Source organism: Neorhizobium sp. 2083, assembly GCF_031455615.1.
Classification (GTDB): domain Bacteria; phylum Pseudomonadota; class Alphaproteobacteria; order Rhizobiales; family Rhizobiaceae; genus Neorhizobium.
Window position 1 is genome coordinate 19,160 of sequence record NZ_JAVDTC010000014.1, and the last position, 23,240, is coordinate 42,399.

At 58.6% G+C, this 23,240-nt stretch carries 23 protein-coding genes; 10 read left to right on the forward strand and 13 right to left on the reverse strand.

The window, feature by feature from the left end; translation table 11 throughout:
* Nucleotides 1-19: 19 nt before the first annotated feature.
* Both J2X76_RS30730 and J2X76_RS30735 read left to right on the forward strand, forming a co-directional pair.
* Nucleotides 20-1,015: an asparaginase gene (locus J2X76_RS30730; protein ID WP_310221598.1), complete on the forward strand. Its 996-nt coding sequence runs from the start codon at nucleotides 20-22 to the stop codon at nucleotides 1,013-1,015.
* Nucleotides 1,016-1,536: 521 nt separating this feature from the next.
* Entirely contained in the window at nucleotides 1,537-2,481 is a 945-nt protein-coding gene (locus J2X76_RS30735) for a LysR substrate-binding domain-containing protein (RefSeq protein WP_310221600.1), read from the forward strand.
* Between the two features lie 36 nt (nucleotides 2,482-2,517).
* On the opposite strand, the gene J2X76_RS30740 is transcribed toward J2X76_RS30735, so the two are convergent.
* Together J2X76_RS30740 and J2X76_RS30745 are read right to left on the reverse strand one after the other, a co-directional pair.
* Complete coding sequence (locus J2X76_RS30740) at nucleotides 2,518-3,666, reverse strand: aminotransferase class V-fold PLP-dependent enzyme (protein ID WP_310221602.1); 1,149 nt, start codon at nucleotides 3,664-3,666, stop codon at nucleotides 2,518-2,520.
* Between the two features lie 9 nt (nucleotides 3,667-3,675).
* Nucleotides 3,676-4,764, reverse strand: coding sequence for an ornithine cyclodeaminase (locus tag J2X76_RS30745; RefSeq protein ID WP_310221604.1), 1,089 nt, complete (start codon nucleotides 4,762-4,764; stop codon nucleotides 3,676-3,678).
* A gap of 202 nt (nucleotides 4,765-4,966) precedes the next feature.
* On the opposite strand from J2X76_RS30745, the gene J2X76_RS30750 reads away from it, so the two are divergent.
* The 3 genes from J2X76_RS30750 (at nucleotide 4,967) to J2X76_RS30760 (ending at nucleotide 7,388) form a co-directional block, all read left to right on the forward strand.
* A complete protein-coding gene (locus tag J2X76_RS30750) occupies nucleotides 4,967-6,121 on the forward strand; it encodes an NAD(P)/FAD-dependent oxidoreductase (RefSeq protein WP_405030130.1) in 1,155 nt (384 codons plus the stop codon).
* Nucleotides 6,118-6,468: a RidA family protein gene (locus J2X76_RS30755; protein WP_310221608.1), complete on the forward strand. Its 351-nt coding sequence runs from the start codon at nucleotides 6,118-6,120 to the stop codon at nucleotides 6,466-6,468. Before J2X76_RS30750 ends, J2X76_RS30755 begins: the two co-directional genes overlap by 4 nt.
* A gap of 146 nt (nucleotides 6,469-6,614) precedes the next feature.
* Entirely contained in the window at nucleotides 6,615-7,388 is a 774-nt protein-coding gene (locus J2X76_RS30760; protein ID WP_310221611.1) for an amino acid ABC transporter ATP-binding protein, read from the forward strand.
* Nucleotides 7,389-7,485: 97 nt separating this feature from the next.
* Here the strand turns inward: J2X76_RS30760 and J2X76_RS30765 are convergent, their stop codons facing one another.
* From J2X76_RS30765 to J2X76_RS30785, 5 genes are all read right to left on the reverse strand, one after another.
* Nucleotides 7,486-8,169: an ABC transporter permease subunit gene (locus tag J2X76_RS30765; RefSeq protein ID WP_310221613.1), complete on the reverse strand. Its 684-nt coding sequence runs from the start codon at nucleotides 8,167-8,169 to the stop codon at nucleotides 7,486-7,488.
* Between the two features lie 2 nt (nucleotides 8,170-8,171).
* Nucleotides 8,172-8,894, reverse strand: coding sequence for an ABC transporter permease subunit (locus J2X76_RS30770; protein ID WP_310221614.1), 723 nt, complete (start codon nucleotides 8,892-8,894; stop codon nucleotides 8,172-8,174).
* 74 nt (nucleotides 8,895-8,968) lie between these two features.
* Nucleotides 8,969-9,754 (reverse strand): transporter substrate-binding domain-containing protein, encoded by a 786-nt coding sequence (locus J2X76_RS30775; RefSeq protein ID WP_310221616.1) that lies wholly within the window; start codon nucleotides 9,752-9,754, stop codon nucleotides 8,969-8,971.
* 45 nt (nucleotides 9,755-9,799) lie between these two features.
* Nucleotides 9,800-11,131, reverse strand: a complete 1,332-nt coding sequence (locus J2X76_RS30780; protein WP_310221617.1) for an amidase — start codon at nucleotides 11,129-11,131, stop codon at nucleotides 9,800-9,802.
* 213 nt (nucleotides 11,132-11,344) lie between these two features.
* The gene (locus tag J2X76_RS30785) at nucleotides 11,345-12,256 is read right to left on the reverse strand and encodes a LysR substrate-binding domain-containing protein (protein WP_310221619.1); all 912 of its coding nucleotides are present in this window, start codon (nucleotides 12,254-12,256) and stop codon (nucleotides 11,345-11,347) included.
* 107 nt (nucleotides 12,257-12,363) lie between these two features.
* Here J2X76_RS30785 and J2X76_RS30790 point away from each other — a divergent pair, with 107 nt between their 5' ends.
* Genes J2X76_RS30790 through J2X76_RS30810 form a run of 5 tightly spaced genes read left to right on the forward strand, consistent with a single transcriptional unit; the run spans nucleotide 12,364 to nucleotide 17,607 of the window.
* Nucleotides 12,364-13,548, forward strand: a complete 1,185-nt coding sequence (locus J2X76_RS30790; RefSeq protein WP_310221621.1) for a PLP-dependent transferase — start codon at nucleotides 12,364-12,366, stop codon at nucleotides 13,546-13,548.
* Between the two features lie 36 nt (nucleotides 13,549-13,584).
* Nucleotides 13,585-14,604: an amino acid ABC transporter substrate-binding protein gene (locus tag J2X76_RS30795; RefSeq protein WP_310221623.1), complete on the forward strand. Its 1,020-nt coding sequence runs from the start codon at nucleotides 13,585-13,587 to the stop codon at nucleotides 14,602-14,604.
* A 17-nt stretch (nucleotides 14,605-14,621) separates the two neighbouring features.
* Nucleotides 14,622-15,767, forward strand: a complete 1,146-nt coding sequence (locus tag J2X76_RS30800) for an ABC transporter permease subunit (protein ID WP_310221625.1) — start codon at nucleotides 14,622-14,624, stop codon at nucleotides 15,765-15,767.
* Nucleotides 15,764-16,861, forward strand: coding sequence for an amino acid ABC transporter permease (locus tag J2X76_RS30805; protein ID WP_310221626.1), 1,098 nt, complete (start codon nucleotides 15,764-15,766; stop codon nucleotides 16,859-16,861). The genes J2X76_RS30800 and J2X76_RS30805 overlap by 4 nt, the downstream gene beginning before the upstream one ends.
* Nucleotides 16,858-17,607, forward strand: coding sequence for an amino acid ABC transporter ATP-binding protein (locus J2X76_RS30810; RefSeq protein ID WP_310221628.1), 750 nt, complete (start codon nucleotides 16,858-16,860; stop codon nucleotides 17,605-17,607). Before J2X76_RS30805 ends, J2X76_RS30810 begins: the two co-directional genes overlap by 4 nt.
* A 579-nt stretch (nucleotides 17,608-18,186) precedes the next feature.
* On the opposite strand, the gene J2X76_RS30815 is transcribed toward J2X76_RS30810, so the two are convergent.
* The 6 genes from J2X76_RS30815 to J2X76_RS30840 form a co-directional block, all read right to left on the reverse strand.
* The gene (locus J2X76_RS30815) at nucleotides 18,187-18,963 is read right to left on the reverse strand and encodes a molybdopterin-binding protein (RefSeq protein ID WP_310221630.1); all 777 of its coding nucleotides are present in this window, start codon (nucleotides 18,961-18,963) and stop codon (nucleotides 18,187-18,189) included.
* A complete protein-coding gene (locus J2X76_RS30820) occupies nucleotides 18,960-19,811 on the reverse strand; it encodes a cytochrome b/b6 domain-containing protein (protein ID WP_310221632.1) in 852 nt (283 codons plus the stop codon). Before J2X76_RS30820 ends, J2X76_RS30815 begins: the two co-directional genes overlap by 4 nt.
* A gap of 109 nt (nucleotides 19,812-19,920) precedes the next feature.
* The gene (locus tag J2X76_RS30825) at nucleotides 19,921-20,547 is read right to left on the reverse strand and encodes a hypothetical protein (RefSeq protein WP_310221634.1); all 627 of its coding nucleotides are present in this window, start codon (nucleotides 20,545-20,547) and stop codon (nucleotides 19,921-19,923) included.
* A 67-nt stretch (nucleotides 20,548-20,614) separates the two neighbouring features.
* Nucleotides 20,615-21,205 carry a TetR/AcrR family transcriptional regulator gene (locus J2X76_RS30830; RefSeq protein ID WP_310221636.1) on the reverse strand — a complete coding sequence of 197 codons (591 nt, stop codon included), beginning with the start codon at nucleotides 21,203-21,205 and terminating at the stop codon, nucleotides 20,615-20,617.
* Between the two features lie 169 nt (nucleotides 21,206-21,374).
* Entirely contained in the window at nucleotides 21,375-22,358 is a 984-nt protein-coding gene (locus tag J2X76_RS30835; protein WP_310221638.1) for an aldo/keto reductase, read from the reverse strand.
* Nucleotides 22,359-22,423: 65 nt separating this feature from the next.
* Nucleotides 22,424-23,179 (reverse strand): SDR family oxidoreductase, encoded by a 756-nt coding sequence (locus tag J2X76_RS30840; protein WP_310221640.1) that lies wholly within the window; start codon nucleotides 23,177-23,179, stop codon nucleotides 22,424-22,426.
* Nucleotides 23,180-23,240 lie beyond the last annotated feature (61 nt).

Genomic DNA, 23,240 nt, shown 5'->3' on the forward strand with positions numbered 1-23,240 from the left:
GTCTGGGCAGAAACCGTTTATGCCAGATTGGAACATCATGCTTTCAAAGGTCGCATTCATTGGAACCGGCGGAACGATCGCCTCTCTGGGCAAAGACCAATTCGATCTCCTGGATTACAACGCAAGTAACCAAAGGGTTGATGCGGCTTCCTTGATTGAGCACGCCCGCATTCAAGGCAAAATAGCCGAGATCATTCCGATCAACTTTCGGGAAATTGACAGCACCGCTTTGACAAATGAGGATTGGGCAGAACTCGCGGAAGTGTGCTTTGGACTTATGGAGGATCCAGATCTTGCAGGGATCGTGATCGGACATGGCACAGCAAGTCTGGAAGAAACCGCCTGGGTTCTCTCCCTCGTGCTCAAAGCGAAGAAACCGGTGATACTAACGGGGTCCATGCGGCCGCTGACTGGCATATCGACCGACGCTCATGCCAATCTCGCGGCGGCAGTTCGCGTTGCGTCGACATCTTCCATCACCGGAGTTCTGGTTGTTGTGAATGATGAGATTCACTCGCCGAGGTTAGTGACGAAGACTCATACGTTGCGGGTCGGCGCCTTTCAGTCCCCTTGGGCAGGACCGGTCGGGTATGTGGATGGTCCGTTTGTGCGGATGTCGAAATCTGATAATGCCCCGCAATCGGTCTTTCCCCATTTGCTCCTTCGATCCCTGCCAAGAGTCGATATTACTTACAGCCACATCGGGGCCGATGGAACCGCGGCTCGCGCGTTTGCCGCGGCCGGTGCAAAGGGCATTGTGTCCGCGGGTTTCGGGCCGGGAATGGGAACGCCCGCTGAAACGGCCGCCCTAAGGGATTTGATAGAAGCCGGGTTGGTCGTTGTTCAATCGTCGAGGACTGGTTCCGGACTGATAGTCGATAGTGCCCAGCACAGACAGCTTGGAATCATTGCTGGCGGCGATATCGGCCCTGAGAAGGCGCGGATCTTGTTGGCACTGTGTCTCGCGCGAGGTGACAGCCGAGATGATATTGAGCGCTTGTTCCTTTCGCTTTAGCGGTTGGGTTGCGGATCAGGTGAAGGAAGAACGCCCTATCCCGGGCCTTTTATCTGGGGTTTGAGCTCCCCTGCTTTTGAAGGGGTGTGAACCCGCGACCTGCCAAACATTTGGCGCCTACGCGACATCACGAGCTTGGGCGTTACCGGCACTCCTTGAAGCGATGCGGTATCGCTCGGCTATTTTGAGGAAGTTCCATGGGATGTCTTTGGTTTGATCGTCCGCTCTTCTCTTTGGGGCGGTCCTCGCGGCCAGGCTCCCTGTGCCACCCCAGGAAGCACCAATCACGAAGATTTTTCTAGGTTGCTTCCGCCTCTTGTTCCAAGACCTCGCTAAAGACGCTCGTTGAGCTGCCGCAATCACTCCCAGAATCTACGGACCGGAACAAAGGAAGGTCCGGATGCAATATGCACGCGAGGACAGCGCCGATTTCTTTCGGTGCGGAAAAAGTTCATAACAGTTGGCCACACATCGGGTTATAAAGAGAGCGCAATCTAGACATCATCGAAGATCTATCTGATATGAACGAAGGCGAATTTACCCCGCGAGAAATCGAAGCATTTGCTGCCGTTATGTCCCACGGGACAACGACAAAGGCAGCTGACGCCCTTAATATTACCCAGCCAGCGGTCAGCAAGATGCTGGTTAATCTGACAAACAAGGCTGGCTTTCCACTCTTCAGGAACCATCGCCAGCGCTTGATCCCGACGCCTGAAGCGCACATGCTGTATGCCGAAGTCCAGCGCATGTTCGAAACCGTTCGCGGCATCTCGACGGCAGCCAAGGAAATCCGCGAACTCCGCAGCGGCCGCCTGAATATAACCGCGCTGCCGGCATTCGGTTTGACATTGCTGCCGTCGATCGTCGCCAGCTTCACCAGGGAGTATCCAGATGTGGCTGTCACAATCGACATCAGAAGTTCGTCCACGATCGTCCAACGCGCCAGCCGCAACCAGCTCGATATTGGTGTTGCCGCGGAGGTCAATGATGAAACCTCCTCTGTCGTTCGTCGCACGCTGACGGCGACCCCACCCGTTTGCATCATGCCGAAGGGCCATCCGCTCAGCCGGCTTTCCGTCATCCAGGCTGACGATCTCGATGGCTTGGATTTCGTTTCTCTGGGCTCCGGAGATCCGATGCGCCGGCAATTGGACGCTCTTTGCGAGGAGCGCGGCATCAAACGCTCGCTCAAAGTCGAGGCGGCGTTGTCAAACACCTGCGTCAATCTAGTGGCCAATGGCGTCGGGGTATCTGTGATTGACAGGCTGTCAGCCTGGATGGCGCGCGATCTGCCGATCGAAATACGCGACTTCCATCCACAACTAGACATCAATCTCAGTGTCTACAGGCCGTGGGGGACAATCGCGTCTTCAGTCGCCGAAACCTTCATCGAGCACCTTGTCCAAGCAACGCGGGATGTCATGAATACTGTCGATCGGGAGATCAAGTCGCTGAGCGAACGATGAGGGCCAAACTGGCTATCACCAGACGCGGCCCGCTTGTCACGACGTCAAGGCTTCGACGAGTGAAAACAGGCGCGCGATATCCTGTTCATCGTTATAAACATGCGGCGTGATCCGCATCTTGGTCCCACGAATCGTGACAATCGCCCCTGCTTGCTTCAGCTGGCTTGCAAGCTCCGGCCGGAACTTGTTGCCGAGCTCTACCACCGAAATATGCGGTGCGCGCAGCTTTTCGACTGGCCCGGTAAAACCATGCCTCTCCGCCACGGTCCAGATCAGCTTGTTGAGGTGAACGAGACGCTCGTAGACTGCGACCGCTCCCCAACTCTGAAGCAGCTCAAGCGACTTGATCGCGACCGGCAATACGGCGAAGTCGGACCGTTCGCCCATATCGAGCCGACGCGCTCCTGGCAGGTAGTCAGGCATGGTCTGCAGGTAAAAATCCGAGCGTTCGCCGCCTACCCGGTTCCAGGAGTGGAATTCGATCGGTCGTCCTTCTGCCTGCCACCTCTTGCTTGCGTACAGAAAAGCCAGCCGGTATGGGCCAAGAAGAAACTTGTAGGTGGCGAACGACAGGAAGTCCGGGCGAATGCGCGCCACATCGAACGGTACCGCGCCGACCCACTGCGTCCCATCCATGACAAGGCTCGCACCAACATCGCGCGTGGCCTCGGCAACCGCCTCGATGTCGACGCTGGTGCCTTCGAACCAGTGCACGATGGTGCCGGCGACGACCGAAACCGGGGCGCTCGACGAGCGGATCGCTGCAGCAAGTGTCGCACCCCATTCTTCGCCCGGTTGCCGTGGGACGGTTACGACGATCGCCCCTTTGGCCTTTGCCTTTTCATACCAGGCATAGCGATGGGAGGTGTGCTCGTTTTCCATCATGATGATGACGGAGCCGGGAGCAACCGGCACGTTGGCCGCAGCAACGGCAATCCCATAGCTGGTCGCTGGTATAACAGCGACGTCGTCGATCGTTGCGCCGATAAAGGAAGCGGCCAACTCTCGGGCCCGTTCGACCTCGTCGTAATAGTTACCAATCGTCATCTCCCAGGGAGCTGCTTTGACAAGCGTACCCTGCTTGCCCGCCTCCGCGGAGATATTGGGGATCGGCGACATATAGGCCGCATCGAGATAGGTCACATGATCAGGAATAGAAAACTCATGTCTTTGGCTGGGAAGCATTTCAGAACCTCACAATGAAACTTCTGTGCCAAGACCAAGGTCCACGGCTTTTTGATAGATGAAATTGGCAAAGACGATATCCTGGGCGGGAACGCCGAGGGAACGGTAGAGCGTTATCTCGCGGTGGTTGTTGCGCCCGCGGATCGAACCATTCAGCGCGCTACCGATCTCGCCGATCACTAGCGACTGATCGATGATCCCCCTGGAAAGCGGTTCGAAGATATCCGACGCCTGCGTCATAGCCATCGGCATGTAATCGACCCAAATGCTTGAGCGCTTGACGCAGTCCAAGTCGATTTCCTGGAGCGCTGCGACGCTGGCGCCAACGGCATTGACGTGTGTACCCGGCGACAGCCATTCCCCCTTCAAAACAGGAAATTGCGCGGAGGTGACGGTGCAGACAATGTCCGCGCCGTCCACCGCATCGCGAGCGGTGTCGAAGGCGACGACGTCCAGCCCGCCTCGGCGGTTTTTCTCGGCGAAGGCTTTCGCCTTGGCGAAATCCCTTCCCCAGACGCGCACCCGCGACAGGGCGCGGATGGCGCCGAGCGTCTCGATATGGCGCTCAGCCTGCTCGCCATAACCGAGGAGCGCAAGTTCGCACGCGTCTTCCCGTGACAACGTCCTGGTCGCGACCGCGCTTGCCGCCGGTGTTCGCATTCCCGTGACGGCGCTGGCATTGACCAGCGCCACCGGTCTGCCCGTCTCCCGTTCAAACAAAAGAACGCCGCCCTGATGCGACGGCAAGCCGCGCTCGAAGTTCAGCGGCGCGACCGATTGTACCTTGGCGCCGAAGTGCGCAATATCTTCCACCGAGCCATACATCATCGAGAGGCAGCGGCCCGCCTCACCTTGCAAGTCGAGTGTACGCCTGATGTCCTGATGCGCCGTTCCGTCGGACGTCCGGCGCAGGGCGATCTCCGCGAGAGCGATGGCCTCCTCCACGCTGACGAGGCGGTCCGCGGTCGGCCCGTCGATGATGAGCAGGCGTGATCCGGCGGGTGATTTACGTGGTGCGGAAGATGCCATCGTCGCCTCGAAGATTGTCGTCTGGTTTGAAATAACATTCTTCGCGCGATCGATGCCGACGAAGTTCATAACTCGCCGCCGCCAGTTCAGGCCGGTTTGTCATAACTTATCGGCCAATTCCCGAATGCAGCGGGGTCGTCACCAGCTTCATAACTATTGTTTATGAGCAGCCCCTCCTCGGTTGTTTGACCCTGACTGCTCTCGTCTCGCATAGATCGAGGCATCGTACCCGGATCGCAGGCGCCTTTAACGGTAAGCCTGCTCCGCTGAAATCGATAATAGACAGGAGAAGGACATGCGCGTCGTTGTAATAGGGTCGGGGATCATCGGGAGTTCCGTGGCCTATGAGGCGGCTAAGGCCGGCGCTCAGGTAACCGTGTTGGAAGCAGGCAGAATTGGCGGCGGAGCATCGGCGACCAGCTTCGCATGGACAAATGCTACGGGGAAAAGACCGCAGCCTTATTTCGCGCTCAATGTCGCTGGTATGCGCGCCCATCTCGATTTGGCGCGCGAATTCGGTCACGCGCCGTGGTTTCATCAGAGCGGCAGCATCGAGTGGTATTCCAACGAAAGCGACTGGGCCGCGCAACGCGACAATGCCGACCTGATGAGCAATTGGGGCTACGGCGTCGAATGGATCAGCAAGGCGCGCCTGGCAGAGCTCGAGCCTGAGATCGACCATTCCGCCATCAGCAATTCGCCGATCGTCTATTATCCCGAAGAAGGCTGGGTGCACCCGGCTCTCTACGTTGCCTGGCTTCTGCGCGCAGCGAAGGAAAAGTGGAACGCCGAGGTCCGGCCTTTCTGTGGCGCCGCATCGATCGACGTTCACAACGGCGTAGCGAAGGCGGTGAAGACTATCGACGGGTCGGTCTATGAGGCCGATGCGATCATCAACTGCACGGGAAGCTGGGCGGCGAACGGTCTGGACGGTGTGCCGTCGATCCCGATGGCATCGAACATGGGTATCCTGGGCTTCACCCTGCCCATCGCGACCACGCTTCGTCGCCAGTTCCACATGGACGATCTCGACGTGCGCCCGGACGGCGCGGGTCGTCTGATGATTCACAAGATCTCGGTCGATTCCACGGTTACCGAAATACAGCCACTGGATCCGGCGGGCGAGCAAGCCTTGCTTCTGCTCGAGGCCGTCCAGAAAGTGCTGCCAGCGGTCCGCAAGGGAGACATGGAATCCATTCGCACGATCGTGCGGCCAATCCCGAGCGACAACCTGACCTGCAGCGGCTGGATCCCCGGTGTCGAAGGCTATTACGTTGCCGTGACGCATAGCGGCGTTTCGATCGGGCCTCATCTCGGCAAGGCAGTCGCGCAAGAGGTCGTCGGTGGCCAGGCTCACGAGAGCCTCACCGATTTTCGCCCGGATCGATTCCTGGCAGCCAAGAATGGAATGGGAGCGCGGTCATGAAACCACAACGCATCGACAAGACCGAACGCCTTAGCCGCGTGGTCGTCCACAACAAGATTGCCTATCTCTCTGGTCTGACTGCCGATGACAAATCTCTCGACACGGTCGGGCAGACCACGCAGATCCTGGCAAAGGCCGACGCCTACCTCGAAAAAATCGGATCGAACCGGTCAATGCTTCTGAGCGCCACGATTTGGCTGCGTGACATCGGCGATTTCGACGGGATGAACAGAGCTTGGGTCGATTGGATCGACAAGGATGAGCCGCCCGCGCGCGCGACAGTCGAGGCCGTCCTCGGATTGCCCGACATCCGCGTCGAAATCCAGTTCACCGTCGCGATCCCATAAGGACGCCTGGCAATAGGTGGAACACATAGGACGCACCCAACAGGGCGGAGCCGGATTTCTCCGGCTCCGCCCTGTTGTTTGAAAACAGACGCGATCTCCCGCACCACGCCCGCAGCGGCGCGATCAACCCTAAAAGGGGACCGGCAATGACAGAATCCCAAGCGCAGAAGATGACCGTGTCGGCGACCGATGTTGCCGTCGAGATCGTCAACATGAACAAGTGGTATGGTGATTTCCACGTGCTGCGCGACATCAACCTGAAGGTGATGAACGGCGAGCGCATCGTCATCGCCGGCCCGTCCGGCTCCGGCAAGTCGACGATGATCCGCTGCATCAACCGTCTGGAAGAACACCAGAAGGGTCATATTTTCGTCGATGGCACGGAGCTGACCAACGATCTCAAGAAGATCGACGAAGTGCGCCGCGAAGTCGGCATGGTGTTCCAGCACTTCAACCTCTTCCCGCACCTGACAATCCTCGAAAACTGCACGCTGGCGCCGATCTGGGTGCGCAAGATGCCGAAGAAGCAGGCGGAAGAGATCGCCATGCACTTCCTCAAGCGCGTCAAGATACCCGAACAGGCCAACAAGTATCCGGGCCTGCTGTCCGGCGGCCAGCAGCAGCGCGTGGCGATCGCCCGCTCGCTCTGCATGAACCCGAAGATCATGCTGTTCGACGAGCCGACCTCGGCGCTCGACTCTGAGATGATCAAGGAAGTGCTCGACACCATGGTCGGACTCGCCGAAGAAGGCATGACGATGCTGTGCGTCACCCACGAGATGGGCTTTGCCCGCCAGGTCGCCAACCGCGTGATCTTCATGGACCAGGGCCAGATCGTCGAGCAGAATTCGCCGGCTGAATTCTTCGACAATCCTCAGCACGAGCGCACCAAGCTGTTCCTCAGCCAGATCCTGCACTAGGGCCTCGGCGTCCTAGTTTGCAATAAAAGGCCCGACGCAACGAAGCCGGGCCTCATTCGTATGTCGAGTCTGCGTATCGGATCCAGAATCGACCCTCTCAGTAGCGGGGCATTCGGTCTTCCATGAACTTGAAGCCGGACGTGATGATCACCGCAAGCAGGAAATAAGCCAAGGCTGCGGCAAGAAGCGGTTCGTAGACCCTGAACGTCTGGGACCTGACGAAGTTTGCCGACGCCATCAGTTCGAAGACTGTGATCGACGCTGCGAGCGCTGTGCCTTTGAGCAGCAGGATGTTCTGGCCACCGATAGACGGCAACGCCAGGCGGAACGCTTGGGGTAACAGTACCGAGCGCATAATCCGATACTTTGAAAGCCCGAGAGACAGGCCAGCCTCGCGTTGTCCTTGCGAGACGCCTAGAATTGCACCACGCCAGATTTCCGCGCAATATGCTGCAGTATTCAGCGACAATGTGACGAAGGCATAGGTGTTGGCAGTGCGAAGAAGCGGCCAGAACGCGCTGTACCGGATCGCAGGTATCGTCGCCAAAACCTGACCGATCCCGAAATAGAATACATAGAGCTGGACGAGTAGCGGTGTTCCTCTGAACAGCAGGATGAAGGCAATCACAGGGTATCGCAGCCACCGCCTCTCCGAAATCCGCGCCAGCGCAAGCGGGAGGGCCAGGAGGTTTCCGGCGGCCGCGCAGGCGATGAACAAGATAATGGTCGTCTGGAGCCCTGAAAATATCTGCCCTGACAGGTATGTAGCGAAATCGCTCATGCTTATCTCCGCTTCCAGCTATGGTAAGCCCTGACCTCGATGAAGTGCAGGATCATGGTCGATAGGCCCGACATGACAAGGAAGATGACGCCGACCGCGCAGTAAAACAGAAGGTAGTGGCGAGTTGCTCCGGCAGCCATCTTGCCGGCAAGAACGAGCTCGGTGAAGCCGATCAAACTGACCAACGAACTTTCCTTGAGCACGATCAGCCACAGGTTTCCGAGGCCAGGGAGTGCTAAGGGAAACATTTGCGGCAGGATAACCAAAAAGAAGGTCTGCCAGCGCTTCAATCCGACCGCATAGGCCGCCTCCGATTGACCCCGGGGCACAGCGACGATCGCCCCGCGCAATACCTCAGTCGTATACCCCCCTTGAACGACACCAAGTGACAGGGCGGCAGCCTCGAAGCCGTTCAGCTGAAAGTCCGCGGCCAAACCCGTCATAGCCAAGACAGATCGGACTGCATCGGTTGCCGTATAGTAGATCAGGAATATGATCAGGATGTCAGGCACCGAACGGATGACCGTCGTATAGACGCTTGCGGCCACGATTGCCGGGCGGTTCTTCGAGATTTTGGCGACCGCTCCAAGCAACCCGAGCAAAAGACCGATCAAATAGGCCGTGACCGAAATGCCGATGCTCAGATAAGCGCCTTTCAGGAGCTCATCTCCCCAGCCTTGATCTCCATAGCTGAGCAGACCCAGCCAAGACAGTGTCGAATCCATACGGGGCTTCCAATTCAATGAGACTGGTGCCGGCCTCCCGTCAAGGAGCCCGGCACCTTTGCGAGATCAGAAGATCATTCCCCATAGATATCGAAATCAAAGTAGCGCTTGGTGATCGCGTCGTACTCGCCGCTGGCTCGAACCGCCTTGAGAGCTTCATTCAGGCGATCCCGAAGGGCTGTGTCTTCCTTGCGGACGCCGCCACCGTCGCCATAGCCAAACATCTTTTCCTGTGGCAGGGTTACCTTGACCTCGTACGCCTGTCCCTCGGGCTTCTTCAGGAAGTCAGAGATCTGGATTCCTGAAGCAGCGATCAGATCGGCACGCCCGGCCTGAAGGTCGGCAGTTTCGTCATCGAGCGTCGGATAAATCTTGAGGTCTGCGATCCCCGTCAGCTTCTGCTGGAGGTAGGTTGCCTGAAGACTGGCCGTTTGGGCGCCAACGGTGACACCCTTGAACGTTTCGGGCTTCGTTACGTCGAAGACGCGCGTGTCGGCTTTCGCACCGACGAGCACATTTGGTGAGAAGTAGTATTTATCGGTAAAGTCGATGACTTTCTTACGCTCGTCCGTGATCGACATCGAGCTCCAGATGACGTCGAACTTCTTTTCCAGCAAAGCGGGAATGATACCGTCCCAGGCAATATCAACGACCTCGCACTTGGCTTTCATCTGCTTGCAGACGGCGTCCATGAGGTCGATCTCCCAGCCGGTCCATTTTCCGCTTGCGTCCTTGACGGAGAAGGGTGCGTAAGGCTCGGCGGCAACGCCGAAACGAATGACACCATCGGCCGCATGGGACGGAGCAGCAACGCCGAACGTTGCCATGATGACCGAGGCGATAAGTGCAAGTTTCTTCATTTTATTCCCCTTTATGATTGTTCGGATGGAATCTTACCTGAGGTGTTAGCTCAGATGGCTAAGCGCTTGCGCAGCCGAAAACAGTGCCTCCTCGTTACTTGAAAGGGCTGCAATCTGGATGGAAGCCGGAAGGTCGCCAGCAATCGGCAAAGGTATTGCGATGCTTGCGACGTCGAAAAAATTTGCCCAGCGCCGGAAGCTACCCCCTGCCGTTCCGTAGGGGACCCAGTCTGCTCCCACGCGGGTCATTTCATCACTGAGGCGGGGTGCCAACCCCGGTGCAACCGGCGAAGCAAGGACATCAACAGAACCGATCATTTGCTGAAAGTGAGACATGACATCAGCACGATAGGCTAGTGCGGAGCGATAACCGTCTTCTCCAATCGACAGGCCCTCCGAAACGAAATTCCTGACAGCCTCGCCGACCTTCTCCGGATGCGCATTGATGAGGGGGGCGTACTTAAGCGCGAATTCATACATCAAGATCGCTTTGCCGGCCTCTTTAACCTCGTCAGACTGCGCGAAGTGAAGGACCTTTATCGTTGCCCCAGCGCTTGCCGCCGCCTCGAGCCATGTTCTCTGAGCGCTCCCTACTGCAGGGTCGACATCCGCATTGTTGAGGTCCGGGCAAACACCGATCTTCAGGCCGGAGAGTTCGACTTCTCGCAGCTTCGAATCCGGGTTGCCTCGCATGGCCGAGTAGACGAACCACGCATCGCGCACGGTGACGGCAATCGGGCCAATGGCATCGAAAGTTGGCGCGGTCGGTAGTGCACCGGCGTTGCTGACCGCACCCCTTGCGGGCTTGTATCCGACGAGGCCGGTGGCAGCGGCAGGCGAGCGGTTGGATCCTCCGGTGTCGGTCGCGATCGCGGCAACACAATAGCCGGCCGCAACAGCCGCCGCTGAACCGCTGCTGGTGCCACCCGTTCCGCGTTCTGGATTCAGCGGATTGACGACCTTGCCGAACCAGGGGTTCCCGTGTCCGCCGACGGTCAATTCATGCAGGTTCGTCTTGCCGATGATGATGGCGCCGGCCTCTCTGAGTCTTGCGACGCAGTCGGCGTCCTTCTCGGCGACATGGCCCTCGAAGAGCTTGGAACCGGCTGTCGTTGGCCATCCCCTAACATCAATGACGTCTTTGACGGCGATAGGAATGCCATGAAGCGGGCCTCGCCGCCTGCCAGACCGGATTTCGGCGTCCGCTATCTTGGCCTCAGCAAGAGCTTCTTCCGCCTCGACCAGGATCATCGCCCGCGTCTTATGATTAGTCTCAGCGATCCTTCGCACGCACTCCTCGACCACTTGAACCGGCGACACTCCGGCTGTGAAACCAGCCTGGATTTGATCGATGGTTCGGGGAGCAAAACTTACCATTCGGGTGGTTCGTCTCTATTTGATATTTGTCAATGCAAACGCTAGCAGTTCACTTCATCGCATTCCAATTCCCCGCAACGTGCGGATAATCACCAATAGTTATAACTTCGGCAGGCACTACTAGGGTGGATCGCGCGAGAATGATCGATCCGCAGATGAAAGTTCTCTTCGTCGTTTAAGGAAGGGGTCGCGACACCTATCGCGGGTTGCTCCTCAAGTATCGTTAGGCCTTACCGTCGATGGTCGAGTATTGCGAACATCGAGCAGTGCCGACACGAATGCGCGCACCAACCGCGCCTTCTGAACATCTGGACGGAACAGAAGATAGCTTTTGAAATAGACTGCAGGTTCGAACGGCCGGAACACCAGGCCACGTTCCGCAAAGCCATCGATCGCCAGCGGATTGACGATGCCGACGCCGACACCTTCCAGGATCAGAGCGCAGGCCGTGATTGCATAGGGAGTTTCGATGATGAGGTTCGGTTTCGCGCCAGCGTCCTCGCAAAGGCGATCGAACTTCAACCTTGCCCGATCTTCCGGCGACAGGGCGACATAATCTAAGCCATCGAAATCTGCCGGGCGAATAATGTCCTTTGCAGCGAAAGGATGTCCCTTTGGAAAAGCGCAGAGCGCCGGGAAACTGCCGAAGACCTGATGCTCGAGGCCGGAGAGGTCGACCTCGTCAGCAGCAAGCCCGAGATCATATTCTCCATCAACGATGTGATTGCGCACTGATGCGGACGTCATGATGCTGAGCGTCACGACCGCGGACGGAAAGCTTTCGCGAAACTTGCGAACGGCTCGCGGCACAATCGTCGTTCCGGCCGCTGCAAGGCTCGCGACTCGGATATGACCCGAGCCGAAATCTCTGATCCGCGCCGCTGACGAGCGGAGCTTGTCCAGCCCTCGAAAGCTTTGGTCGACATCGCGATAGAACGCCTGCCCCTCTGGCGTCGGGATCAAACGGCCCTTCACTCGATCAAACAGCGCAAAGCCTACTGCCTCCTCCAACTCGCCGACGAGGCGACTGACGTTCGGTTGCGTAACTCCCATTAGCTCCGCGGCTCGCGAGGTGCTGCCGCTCAAGATGACTGCTCTAAACGCCTCGACTTGCCTGAAATTCATCGCACGCTCCTATGCGTTTTACGCATGAAGCTAGACGCCCAGGTCAGTTGTTTGTCTAGGTCATCTACCTCATGATCCTTCAGAATTTACGATGTGAAGGAGAAAAGATGCGCGACAACACGCTCTGCGTAAAACATCCCGCCATATCCCATGACGGCTATGCCAGCCTGGCGACTGCGACGTATCGCGCATCAACGATTGTGTTCGACAGTGCGGAGGCTTATGCCAATAGGTCGAAGCGCGGGCCGGACGGCTATACCTACGGGCTGCACGGGACCCCGACGTCACGCACTCTGGAAGCGTCCATCTGCACCCTCGAACAGGGACAGCGGACCGTCCTCGTGCCCTCGGGACAAGCGGCGATCACGATCGTCTTCCTCTCCGTTCTTCTGCCCGGCGACAGCGTTCTCATCCCCGATTCCGCCTATCCTCCGGTCGCCGGTTTCTGCGAGAACTTTCTCAAACCGCGCGGCATTTCCTACCGCATCTATGATCCGATGATCGGTGCCGATATTGCCGACCTGATCGACGATACGGTGAAGCTAATCTGGACGGAATCCCCCGGCTCGACCACGATGGAAGTCCAGGATATCCCGGCCATCGTGGCCACCGCCAAGACGCGCGGCGTGCTGACGGGCTGCGACAATACCTGGGCAACGCCGCTCTATTTCAAGCCGCTCGCATTCGACATGGATTTCTCGTCGATGGCGCTGACGAAATATGTCGGCGGCCATTCCGATCTCCTGATGGGATCGATCTCCGTCAAGGACATCACCCTGCACCGCAAGCTCAAGGACACGATGCGGATGATCGGCATGGGGCCATCTCCTGACGACTGCGCGCTGGCGCTTCGCGGCATGGAAACGATGGGGGTCCGGCTGGCCCATTCCGGCCGCGTCGCCCTCGATTTTGCCGGGCGCATCGCATCCCGGATAAAGCAAGGTCTCGTATTGCATCCCGCGCTCGAAGGCTCGCCGGGACACCCAGTCTGGAAGCGCGATTTTTCCGGAACGAGCGGTGTCTTCAGCATCGTCATCCCTGCGCACGCGGAGGCGGCCCTGCCCGGATTGCTAACCGCGGCAAAGACCTTCTCCATCGGTGCATCCTGGGGCGGCACACACAGCCTGCTTGCGCCGATGACCATAACGCGCGCAACGGATGATCAGGCCCACAAGGGAACAATCCTGCGGATCAGCATCGGCCTGGAAGACGAAAACGACCTGTGGGCAGACCTGGAGCCGATCGTTGCGGCGATCGCAAGCGGTGACGCAGCCCTCGCCAGATCCGCCTGACGCTTCTTTCAATCATAATCATAAAGGGAACGGACAATGAAAAACTGGAAGATACTCTCGCTAGCGGCAGCGGCCCTCTTGCTGGCAACGGCCGCTGCCCATGCGGGCCCGACGCTCGATGCGGTCAAGAAACGCGGCCATGTGGTTTGCGGCGCAAGCCAGGGCACGATCGGTTTCGGCGCGCCCGACGACAAAGGGTACTGGAAGGGGCTCGATGTCGAGACCTGCCGCGCCGTGGCGGTGGCCGTGTTCGGCGACAAGGACAAGGTCGAGTTCGTGCCGCTGAGCGGCCAGCAGCGGATCCCCGCTTTGCAGACCGGCGAAATCGATCTCCTGCCCCGCACGCTCACCTGGACGCTGCAGCGAGATGCCAACGGCGTCAATTTCACCACCCCGAACTATTACGAATTCACCGGCTTCATGGTCGCCAAATCCTCCAGCGTCACCAAGGCCGAAGACATGACCGGCGCATCCGTCTGCGTTCAGACCGGCTCGACGACCGAAGTGGTGGTCAACGACGTCTCCAACAAGCTGAAGCTCGATCTCAAACCGGTCGTCTTCGACAATGTGGCGGCGACGCGTCAGGCATTTTTCTCCGGCCGTTGCGACGCGCTCATCACCGACGCCTCCGCGCTTGCCTCGGTGAGGGCAACTCAAGCGAAGAACCCCGACGATTACGTCATTTTCCCGGCCAACAAGTACATGGACGCGCTGACACCGGCCGTCCGGCACGGGGATGATCAGTGGCTGGATATCGTCAACTGGTCCATCCAGGCTCTGCTCAATGCCGAGCTCTACGGCATCACCCAGACAAATGTCGACCAGATGCTGCAATCCGACGACCCCCGCATCAAGCGTTTCGTCGGAACCGAACCCGGCAACGGCAAGGCGCTCGGGCTCGACGACAAATTCGCCTACAATATCGTCAAGCAGCTCGGCAACTATGGCGAGATGTACGACCGGAATGTCGGCAAGAACAGCCCGCTCAAGCTGGACCGTGGCCCGAACAGGCTGTTCAACGAAGGCGGGGTGATATTCCCGATGTCGTTCCAGTAATCACACGGAGAGACCCGATGATCACGGCTCTACTGGACAATCGTCGGTTCCGGAATTGGTGCGGCCAGGCAATCCTGCTGGGCGGTTTCGCCGCCCTGCTCGTCTGGCTGGTCGTCAACACCAAGGCAAATCTGAATGCGCGCGGCATTCGCGTCGGCTTCGATTTCCTGTTCCGGCAGGCGAACTTTCCCATTTCGGAAAGCGTGCTCCCGTACAATCCGTCCGACCCTTTCCTCTGGGCCTATGTCACGGGTCTCGGCAACACGCTTTTCATCTCGGTGCTGGCGATCTTCTTTTCGACCGCCCTCGGCGTCGTGGTCGGCCTCGCCCGGCGGTCGAAGCATCCGCTGACATCAGGCGTCGCCGGCGTCTTCATCACGACGATGCGCAACATGCCGCTGATCGTGCATCTGCTCTTCTGGTATGCGCTGGCGACGACCATGCTGCCCGCACCCCGGCAGGCATTCAACCCGCTTCCGGGTGTCTACCTTTCTCTCAGGGGTCTCTATCTTCCCTCGATCGAGATGGATCGCCCGGCAGCCCTGATCCTATTGGCGCTCGTATTGGCGATGATCGTCGTCTCCATCCAGCGCAGAGGGATAGCTCGTTCCGTCGGACTGAATAAGCGCTACGCGACCGTAGCATGGACGGCGCTTTTCGGAGTTGCCATCGCCGTGACGCTCTCCAATGCGTCCGCGACCGTCAGCATGCCCGGCATGAAAGGCTTCAATTTCTCGGGCGGCATGCGTCTTTCGCCGGAATTTGCGGCCCTGATGCTCGGCCTTATCATCTATACCTCCGCTTTCATCGGCGAGATCGTCCGCGGCGGGATCGATGCGGTTCCGCTCGGACAATGGGAGGCAGGCCGCGCCGTCGGTCTTTCGGAACGACATACGCTGACAAGGATCGTCATCCCGCAGGCGATGCGGATCATCATTCCACCGATGACCTCGCAATACCTGTCAACCGTCAAGAACACGACACTGGCATTGGCGGTCGGATATCCGGAACTTGGCTTGGTCGTCGGCACCGTCATCAACCAGACGGGCCAAGCGATCGAGAGCATCACCCTGCTGCTCGCCATATTCCTGACGATCAGCATCGCGGTTTCCGCATTGATGAACTGGTACAACGCCCGCGTGGCACTGGTGGAGGCACGATGACCGTTATCGAAGCAGCGCCGGCCATGAAGCTGCAGGCTTCATCCGCCCCGCCAAAGCCACCCCGCAAGCCGCTCCTCCATCTGTTCTTCGGCGATCTGGTGGCGACATGCCTGACGGTTGCGACGGGCTTCTTGATCGTATCGATGCTGCCGGCACTCAACTGGGCCGTATTCGACTCCGTCTGGTCCACCAGCGATCCGGCCGCTTGCCGGAATGGCGGTGCGTGCTGGGCCTTCATCGCGGCAAAGTTCCGGTTCATCATCTTCGGCGTTTATCCGCCGGATGAACAATGGCGACCGCTCGTCGTCATGGGGCTCATCCTTGCGATGATCCTGGTGTCGCTTTCGCCTCGCCTCTGGGGCATCCGCCTTGTCTATGCCTGGATCGCAAGCGTCGTGGTCATGCTCGTCCTGATGTGGGGCGGCGTGCTGGGGCTCTCACCGGTGCCCAGCTCCAGCTGGGGCGGCCTTCCGGTGACGCTGCTACTTGCCTTGCTGTCATTAGGCCTCGGCTTTCCGTTCGCCGTCGTCCTGGCGCTTGGCCGCCGCTCGGCTCTTCCGATCCCCCGGCTGATGTCGGTGCTGACCATCGAACTGGTTCGCGGACTGCCCTTGGTCGGGCTACTGTTTGTCGCCTCGATCCTGCTGCCGCTTCTTCTCCCGGCCGGATGGACGATCGACAAGCTTGGCCGAACGCTGGCCGCATTGACGGTGTTCGCCGCCGCCTACCTCGCCGAAGTGGTGCGCGGCGGCCTGCAGGGCGTGCCGCCCGGCCAGGTGGAGGCGTCCAAGGCGCTCGGCATGCCGGCCTGGAAAACGGTCTGGCACATCGTGCTTCCGCAGGCGCTTCAGAAAGTGATCCCGCCTCTCACCAATACCGCGATCGTCATGGTCAAGAATACAAGCCTCGTCCTGATCGTCGGCGTGTTCGACATGCTGAGTGCCAGCCGCGTCGCGGCCACCGATCCGGTCTGGCCGGCGCCTTACGTGGAAAGTTATGTCTTCGTGGCGGCGATCTACTTCCTCATCTGCTTCGGCATTTCCAATTACGCGCGCTGGCTCGAAACCCGCGTCCAGGCAAGGAGCTATCGATGAACGGCAACCACGCGGAACTCGCCATTGCGATCTCGTCGCTCAACAAATGGTATGGGACATTCCAAGTCCTGAAGAATATCGACCTGCAGATTGCTGCCCGCGAACGGATCGTCGTCTGTGGCCCCTCCGGATCGGGCAAATCAACGCTGATCCGCTGCGTGAACCGCTTGGAGGAACATCAGGGCGGCAACATATCGGTCAACGGCATCGCCTTGAACGACAGCGCCCGAAACCTTGACGCCATCCGCCGCGATGTCGGCATGGTGTTTCAGAACTTCAACCTGTTCCCGCATCTCACGGTGAAGGAAAACTGCGCATTGCCGCAAATCCTGTCAAGAGGCACGAAACGGAAGGATGCAGAAGAGCTGGCCATGCATTTCCTCACGAAGGTCCGGATCCCCGAGCAGGCCGATAAGTATCCGGGACAACTTTCGGGCGGCCAGCAGCAGCGTGTGGCGATCGCCCGTGCGCTCTGCATGACGCCCAAGATCATGCTGTTCGACGAACCGACCTCGGCGCTTGATCCCGAAATGGTCAAGGAAGTCCTCGACACCATGATTGCATTGGCCGAAGACGGCATGACGATGATCGTCGTCACGCACGAAATGGGTTTCGCCCGCAAGGTTGCCGACCGGGTCGTTTTCATGGAAGCAGGGGAGATCGTGGAGATGGCGAGCCCGCAGGAGTTTTTCGACAGCCCGAAAAGTCAGAGGACGAAGAAGTTTCTTGGCGATATCATGCACTAAGTGAGCAGCATCTTGGATCCGCTCTTGCTCTTATCAGGAGTCGAACGCATGACCCTACAATCTCTTAAAAGCGAACGCCTTGAGCAGAATCGAACCGTTGGCCGTGTCTTTAAGGCAGCGATATCGAGAGCGAAATCAGCGCCTTAAACGCCACGGGCTGTAAATGATTCAACATTGGTACCTGTCCCTATCTTCAATTGATGAAATTCCGGCGGTGCGCCTTACAGGAAGCCGGCATGCTCGCCAGGCGGAGTGTTCTCGTCCCAGTTTATTTGTCCGATCCGATCGCTTTCGCCGGAAAGCTTTCCGACTTCGGAAATACCGGAATCGCGTGGTTCGTCCTGAGAGTGAGCCTTTGCCTCGCCGGACTTCTCGCTCTCCAACCGCATGCGTCTTTCAAACGCCTCGTTGATCGCTCCTTGCCGCACTGCGACCCATCGGCCGTCAGGATCGGAGAAGATCGAACTGGTCTGGTTGATCTCGACCTGTCATGACGGCGCGACCGCGGAAATCGGCATCACTTCCTGAATTCTGCGTCTAGTCATGAACTGTGATCCTTTGATTCAGCGTGCGAACGCCTCAGATGCCGGCGTACCATTCGTAGCCACGGTCTTCCCAATAACCGCCGTTCCCGCCCCACAGGCCGGCGAAGCTGTCGACCAGTTCGATGCGCATGATGTACTTTGCCTGTTTGTAACCCAGCTGCCGCTCGACCCTCAGGCGCAGGGGGGCACCGTGGCCGACGCTGAGATCCTGGCCGTTCATCTGGTAGGCAAGGATGGTCTGTGGATGAACCGCGTCGATGAGATCGATACTCTCGTAGTAGCGGCCGCTGCCATCGAGCGTCTTTTCGAGCTCGTCTGCACAATGCAGCACGACATAGCGCGCCGTGGGCTTGAGCCCGGTCAGATGCAGCAGGCTGCCGAGCGGAACTCCTGTCCATTTGCCGATCGCACTCCAGCCCTCGACGCAGTCATGACGGGTTATCTGGGTGCGGGAGGGAAACGCCCTCAGATCGGCCAGCGAAAGCGACTGAGGCCGATCGACAAGACCATCTATCTTCAGCCGCCAGTCTGCAAACTTGCCTTCCAGCAGTTCCGCATATTCCTCGCTATCGGGAGCACTCGTTCCATTGACGCGGAAGGACGGGGAAATGTCCTTTTCATCAAACTCACGCGCCAGTGCATCGCGCCCTTGAAGCAGTCTCTGGGCCTTCATTGTCAGTTGCTCGGCTGAGCGAAGGACATTCGCGATGTCCGCGTTCTGGTCCAGCAGATCACATCCGGAAAGGGTCAAAGCACTGGCGCCAAGTGTGCCGCCGATCAGAAAGCGGCGTCTGGTGAGAAACGTGCTCATGCATTCGGTCCTTCCTCGTGGATGGCGTAACGTCCGGTGATCATCGAGCGGATATTGTTCCAGGTCCCGGACAACACGACCATCGCCACATGCACGATGACGAAGATGACCAGCGCCGACGCTGTGATGAAGTGGATGGTGCGCGCGGACTGGCGTCCGCCGAAAATATCGACCAGGGCGGGGAAAGCAGCGTCAACCCCGGGTGACATGGTCAGCCCCGTCAGCACCATCAGGGGCAGCAGAATGACAATAACCGCAAGGTAGGTCAGCTTCTGCAAGGCATTGTAGTGCTTGGCCTCCTCCCCTTTCGGAAAGTGCAGCCGAGCATGGTCGAGGACTTCACGGCCGAGGTGGCTCGGCGAGAGCTCACGCGCCGTAGGAGCCAAGTCGCGCCTGAAATGTCCGCTCAGCACGCTGAAGCCGAGATAGACGATGCCATTGATGACAAACAGCCAGGCGAAAAAGAAGTGCCAGCGCCGGCCAGCCGCAAGATCCTGAAACGACGGGATCGTTGCCCAGGACGGGAAAGCGCGTGCAGTCGGCTCCCCACCAACATTGGAAAGACCAAGCACACCGGTCGTCGGTATCTGTACCCCCGCAACACGCACGAAACCGCTTCGCTCGGCGGCATCATTGGCGCCAATCGTCAACACAGCGGGATCGCCATCCGCACCGTAATGACCCCAGTAGAGCTCGGGATGGGCATTGAAGATCTGCAGCCCGCTCAACAGGAGAAAACTAAGGCAGAGCACGTTCAGCCAGTGCGTGAGCCGTGTCACAACCGAGTGGCGGCGGATGAAGACCCTCCGCGGGTAGCGGATATTATCGTTAGAAGCTTCTGCGCTCATCTTAGCGTCTTTCTTCAGTGACATCTCACGGCTGCAGACAGGCAGCATCAATATCTAGTCGCTGGCCGGAGCAGTGGGGCGGGTGCTCCGGCCAGTGACGGCGTGGTCTTCACATGGGGGGAACCACGCCATTCTTGCCGACGACCACCTGATGGGCGATGGGGCCAGTCGCAGCCTTTTCGGCGGTGATGAAGACAACGGCGCCGGGAACGAGATCATCCTTGGCTGCCGCAGCAATGGTCACGACAGGGGTGCCATCCGGGATGGCGATTTTCTTCTCCTTGCCGTGATAGGTCACAGTCACAGTGCGTCCATCGACGCCCTTTACGGCATCAGCAACCGTCGCATTGGTCATGCTGCTGTCGGGTTTGAGATCCCAGCCATAGCTACCTTCGCCCGTGCCCTTCATGGCCGGCGGGAAAATCAGAACCTCGAGCGCGCCATCACCGCCATCGGCCTTCGGCAGAGATGCGATGCCGACAAAATCGCCCGGCTTGATGTCGGTGACCTTTGCGTTGGCCACGCCCGCGACTTTCCAGTCGTCCGCAAGCGCGACATCGATTGTCTCGCCTTCGCGCGTTTTCACTTTGAGCGTTGACCCCTGGTAGTCGACGATGCTGCCGCGAACATGGATCGGGGCGGCTTTCTTATCCTCGGCAGAAGCGAGTGTCGAAAGGACAGTTACAGAAAGGATGCTGGTCAGCCCGAGGGCTAAAGTTGGGAAAACATTTTTCACTCTTATCTTCCTACTAGTTGGTAGTTTTGTTGGACGCGATTTACCTGAGCAGCCTCGCCACGCAGGATTAGTGAGAGACGGTCGGCGTGAGCCGGTTGAGGACAGGTGCGAGGATCATCGGGAAAACATCCGCTTTCCCATAGGCTCTTGCCGACAGCATCGCCCCATAGACGGTCGCGAGAAATGCTTCTGCTTCGACGTGGGGCTCACTGGTGAGGATTAGTGCGCCTTCCCTGGAGCCACGCTCCATCACAGATGTCAGCCACGAAGAGATGAAGCGGAAGAACGCCGTAACCTCCTTGGCGACCTCCGGCGGCAGGGACGGAAGCTCACTGGCAAGCAAAGCGCACACGCAGTAGGGTCGGCCGGCATCCTCGATGCATTTTGCCCAGTGGTTGGCATACACTTTGAGAATGTCCAAGGCGTCAGGGACGTTTTGCTCAAGGATCGCCACAGTTGCCTGACCATCTTCGCGATAACGTTTGACCAGCTCACGCACTAGATCCACCTTGCTGGGAAAATGATGGTGGATGCTGGCCTTGCGGATCCCAACCTCTTCCGAGATGTCAGCATAGCTGAAGCCATTATAGCCCCCGTTCATGAGGAGAGTTCGGGCAGAAGCCAAAATGTCGTCGGAAGTGGTCGAAAGATTGCTCATACGCTCCATCTACCTTTTAGTAGGTAGAAGGTCAAGAGCAAAATGCTTCTCTATTTCCGCCGTCGGTGGGCATCGACGTTCCGTCGCTTGAGCGGCCATGTTGACCAGACAGAACACCCATGACCGGGCTGGCCATGGACGCACGCAAGCTCGAGGCCAACCCGTTGCGTCAGGAAAACCCAACAACCGCGTGTGGAATGTAGTTGATCTCGAGAGCTTGTATTTCAGCAGCGGTGAGCCTGACGTCTAGCGCAGCGGCAGCATCGTCCAGGTGATACAACTTGGTTGCGCCAATGATGGGTGCCGTGATCTCGGATTTAGATAGAACCCATGCCAACGCAATCTGTGCTCTGGGCACTTCCCTCTCCTGCGCAATCCTGGTAACCGCCTCCGCCACGCGTCTGTCGGCGTCGTCGGTGGTTCGGGTGTAAAGACCCTTTCCGATCTCATCGGTTTCGGAGCGCTCGCTCTGCGCGCTCCAATCGCGGGTCAGACGGCCACGTGCGAGTGGGCTCCACGGGATAACGCCGATACCGTCTGCTTTGCAAAGCGGGAGCATCTCTCTCTCCTCTTCACGATAGAGCAGGTTTAGGTGGTTCTGCATGGAGACGAACCTTGACCATCCGTTCGCCTGCGAGACGGAAAGCATTTTCGAGAACTGCCACGCGTACATCGACGACGCACCGATGTAGCGGGCTTTGCCCGCCTTTACGACGTCATGCAAAGCTTCCAGCGTTTCCTCGATCGGCGTGTGATGGTCGAAGCGGTGGATCTGGTAGAGATCGACATAGTCAGTCCCCAACCGCTTCAGGCTGGCATCGATCTCCGAAAGAATAACTTTGCGGGACAGACCGGCGCCATTTGGTCCCGGCTTCATCCGGCCGTTGACCTTCGTCGCGATGACGACGTCGTCTCTCGTCGAGAAGTCCCTTATAGCGCGGCCGAGAATTTCTTCGCTCGTTCCATCAGAGTAGACATTGGCGGTATCGAAGAAGTTGATCCCCAATTCGATCGCTTTGCGGATAAAGGCGCGACTTTGCTCTTCCGTCAGCGTCCATGGATGACTGCCACGATCGGGTTCCCCGTAGCTCATGCACCCAAGGCAAAGGCGAGATACCTCAAGGCCGGTATTTCCAAGGCGCGTATATTCCATATCTATCTCCAATTTTGCAGCGAGAGCGTGGTTTGCCAATCGGCAGGTCTCGCCTTGCCTAATGATCAAGCGCTTATGCCGCCATCGACGAGAATGCCCGAGCCGGTGATGTAACCAGCGCCCGGCCCCGCAAGGAAGGCAACGGCCTCTGCAACCTCTCGAGTGCGACCGTAGCGGGCAATCGACAGGCTCGGCAGGATAGCAGGCGCCAGGGCGCCGTTGGCGGGGTTCATGTCGGTGTCGATTGGGCCCGGCCGTACCAAATTGACAGTAATCTCCCGCGGACCCAGTTCGCGCGCGAGACCACGGGTGAAACTTTCCAGAGCGGACTTAGTCGCTGCATAGACCGCAATCCCTGCGAAGGGGACAGCTAGGCCTGCATTGCTGCCGGTACTGATGATGCGGCCTCCGTTGGGGATATGCTTTAGCGCCGCCTGCGTCATCAAGAAGACGCCGCGAGCATTGACGTCCAGCTGCAATTGAATTTCCTCCAAAGGCTGAGTGGCAAATTCACCAGCAAAAAGGACGCCGGCGTTGTTGACCAGTATGTCGAGGCCGCCAAGGTCACCGACAGTCTTATCGACAGTGGCCGTCGCGGTCTCGACTCTCGCGGCATCGGCCTGGATGGCGGCAGCTTTGCGGCCCAGCGCGACGATCTGTGCGGCGAGGGCTTCGGCCTTTTCGGCCGACTTCTCGTAAGTGATCGCAACATCGGCGCCATCCTCAGCCAGCTTCAGCGCGATGGCCGCACCGATACCGCGTGCTGCACCGGTCACGAGTGCTCGCTTCCCGGCAAGAGGAAGGTTTGGGGTGATGTCCATGGACGGTTACCTCGAATTGATGCGTTTTACGTTATGGGGAGATGATTGTGTGCAGGTTGCA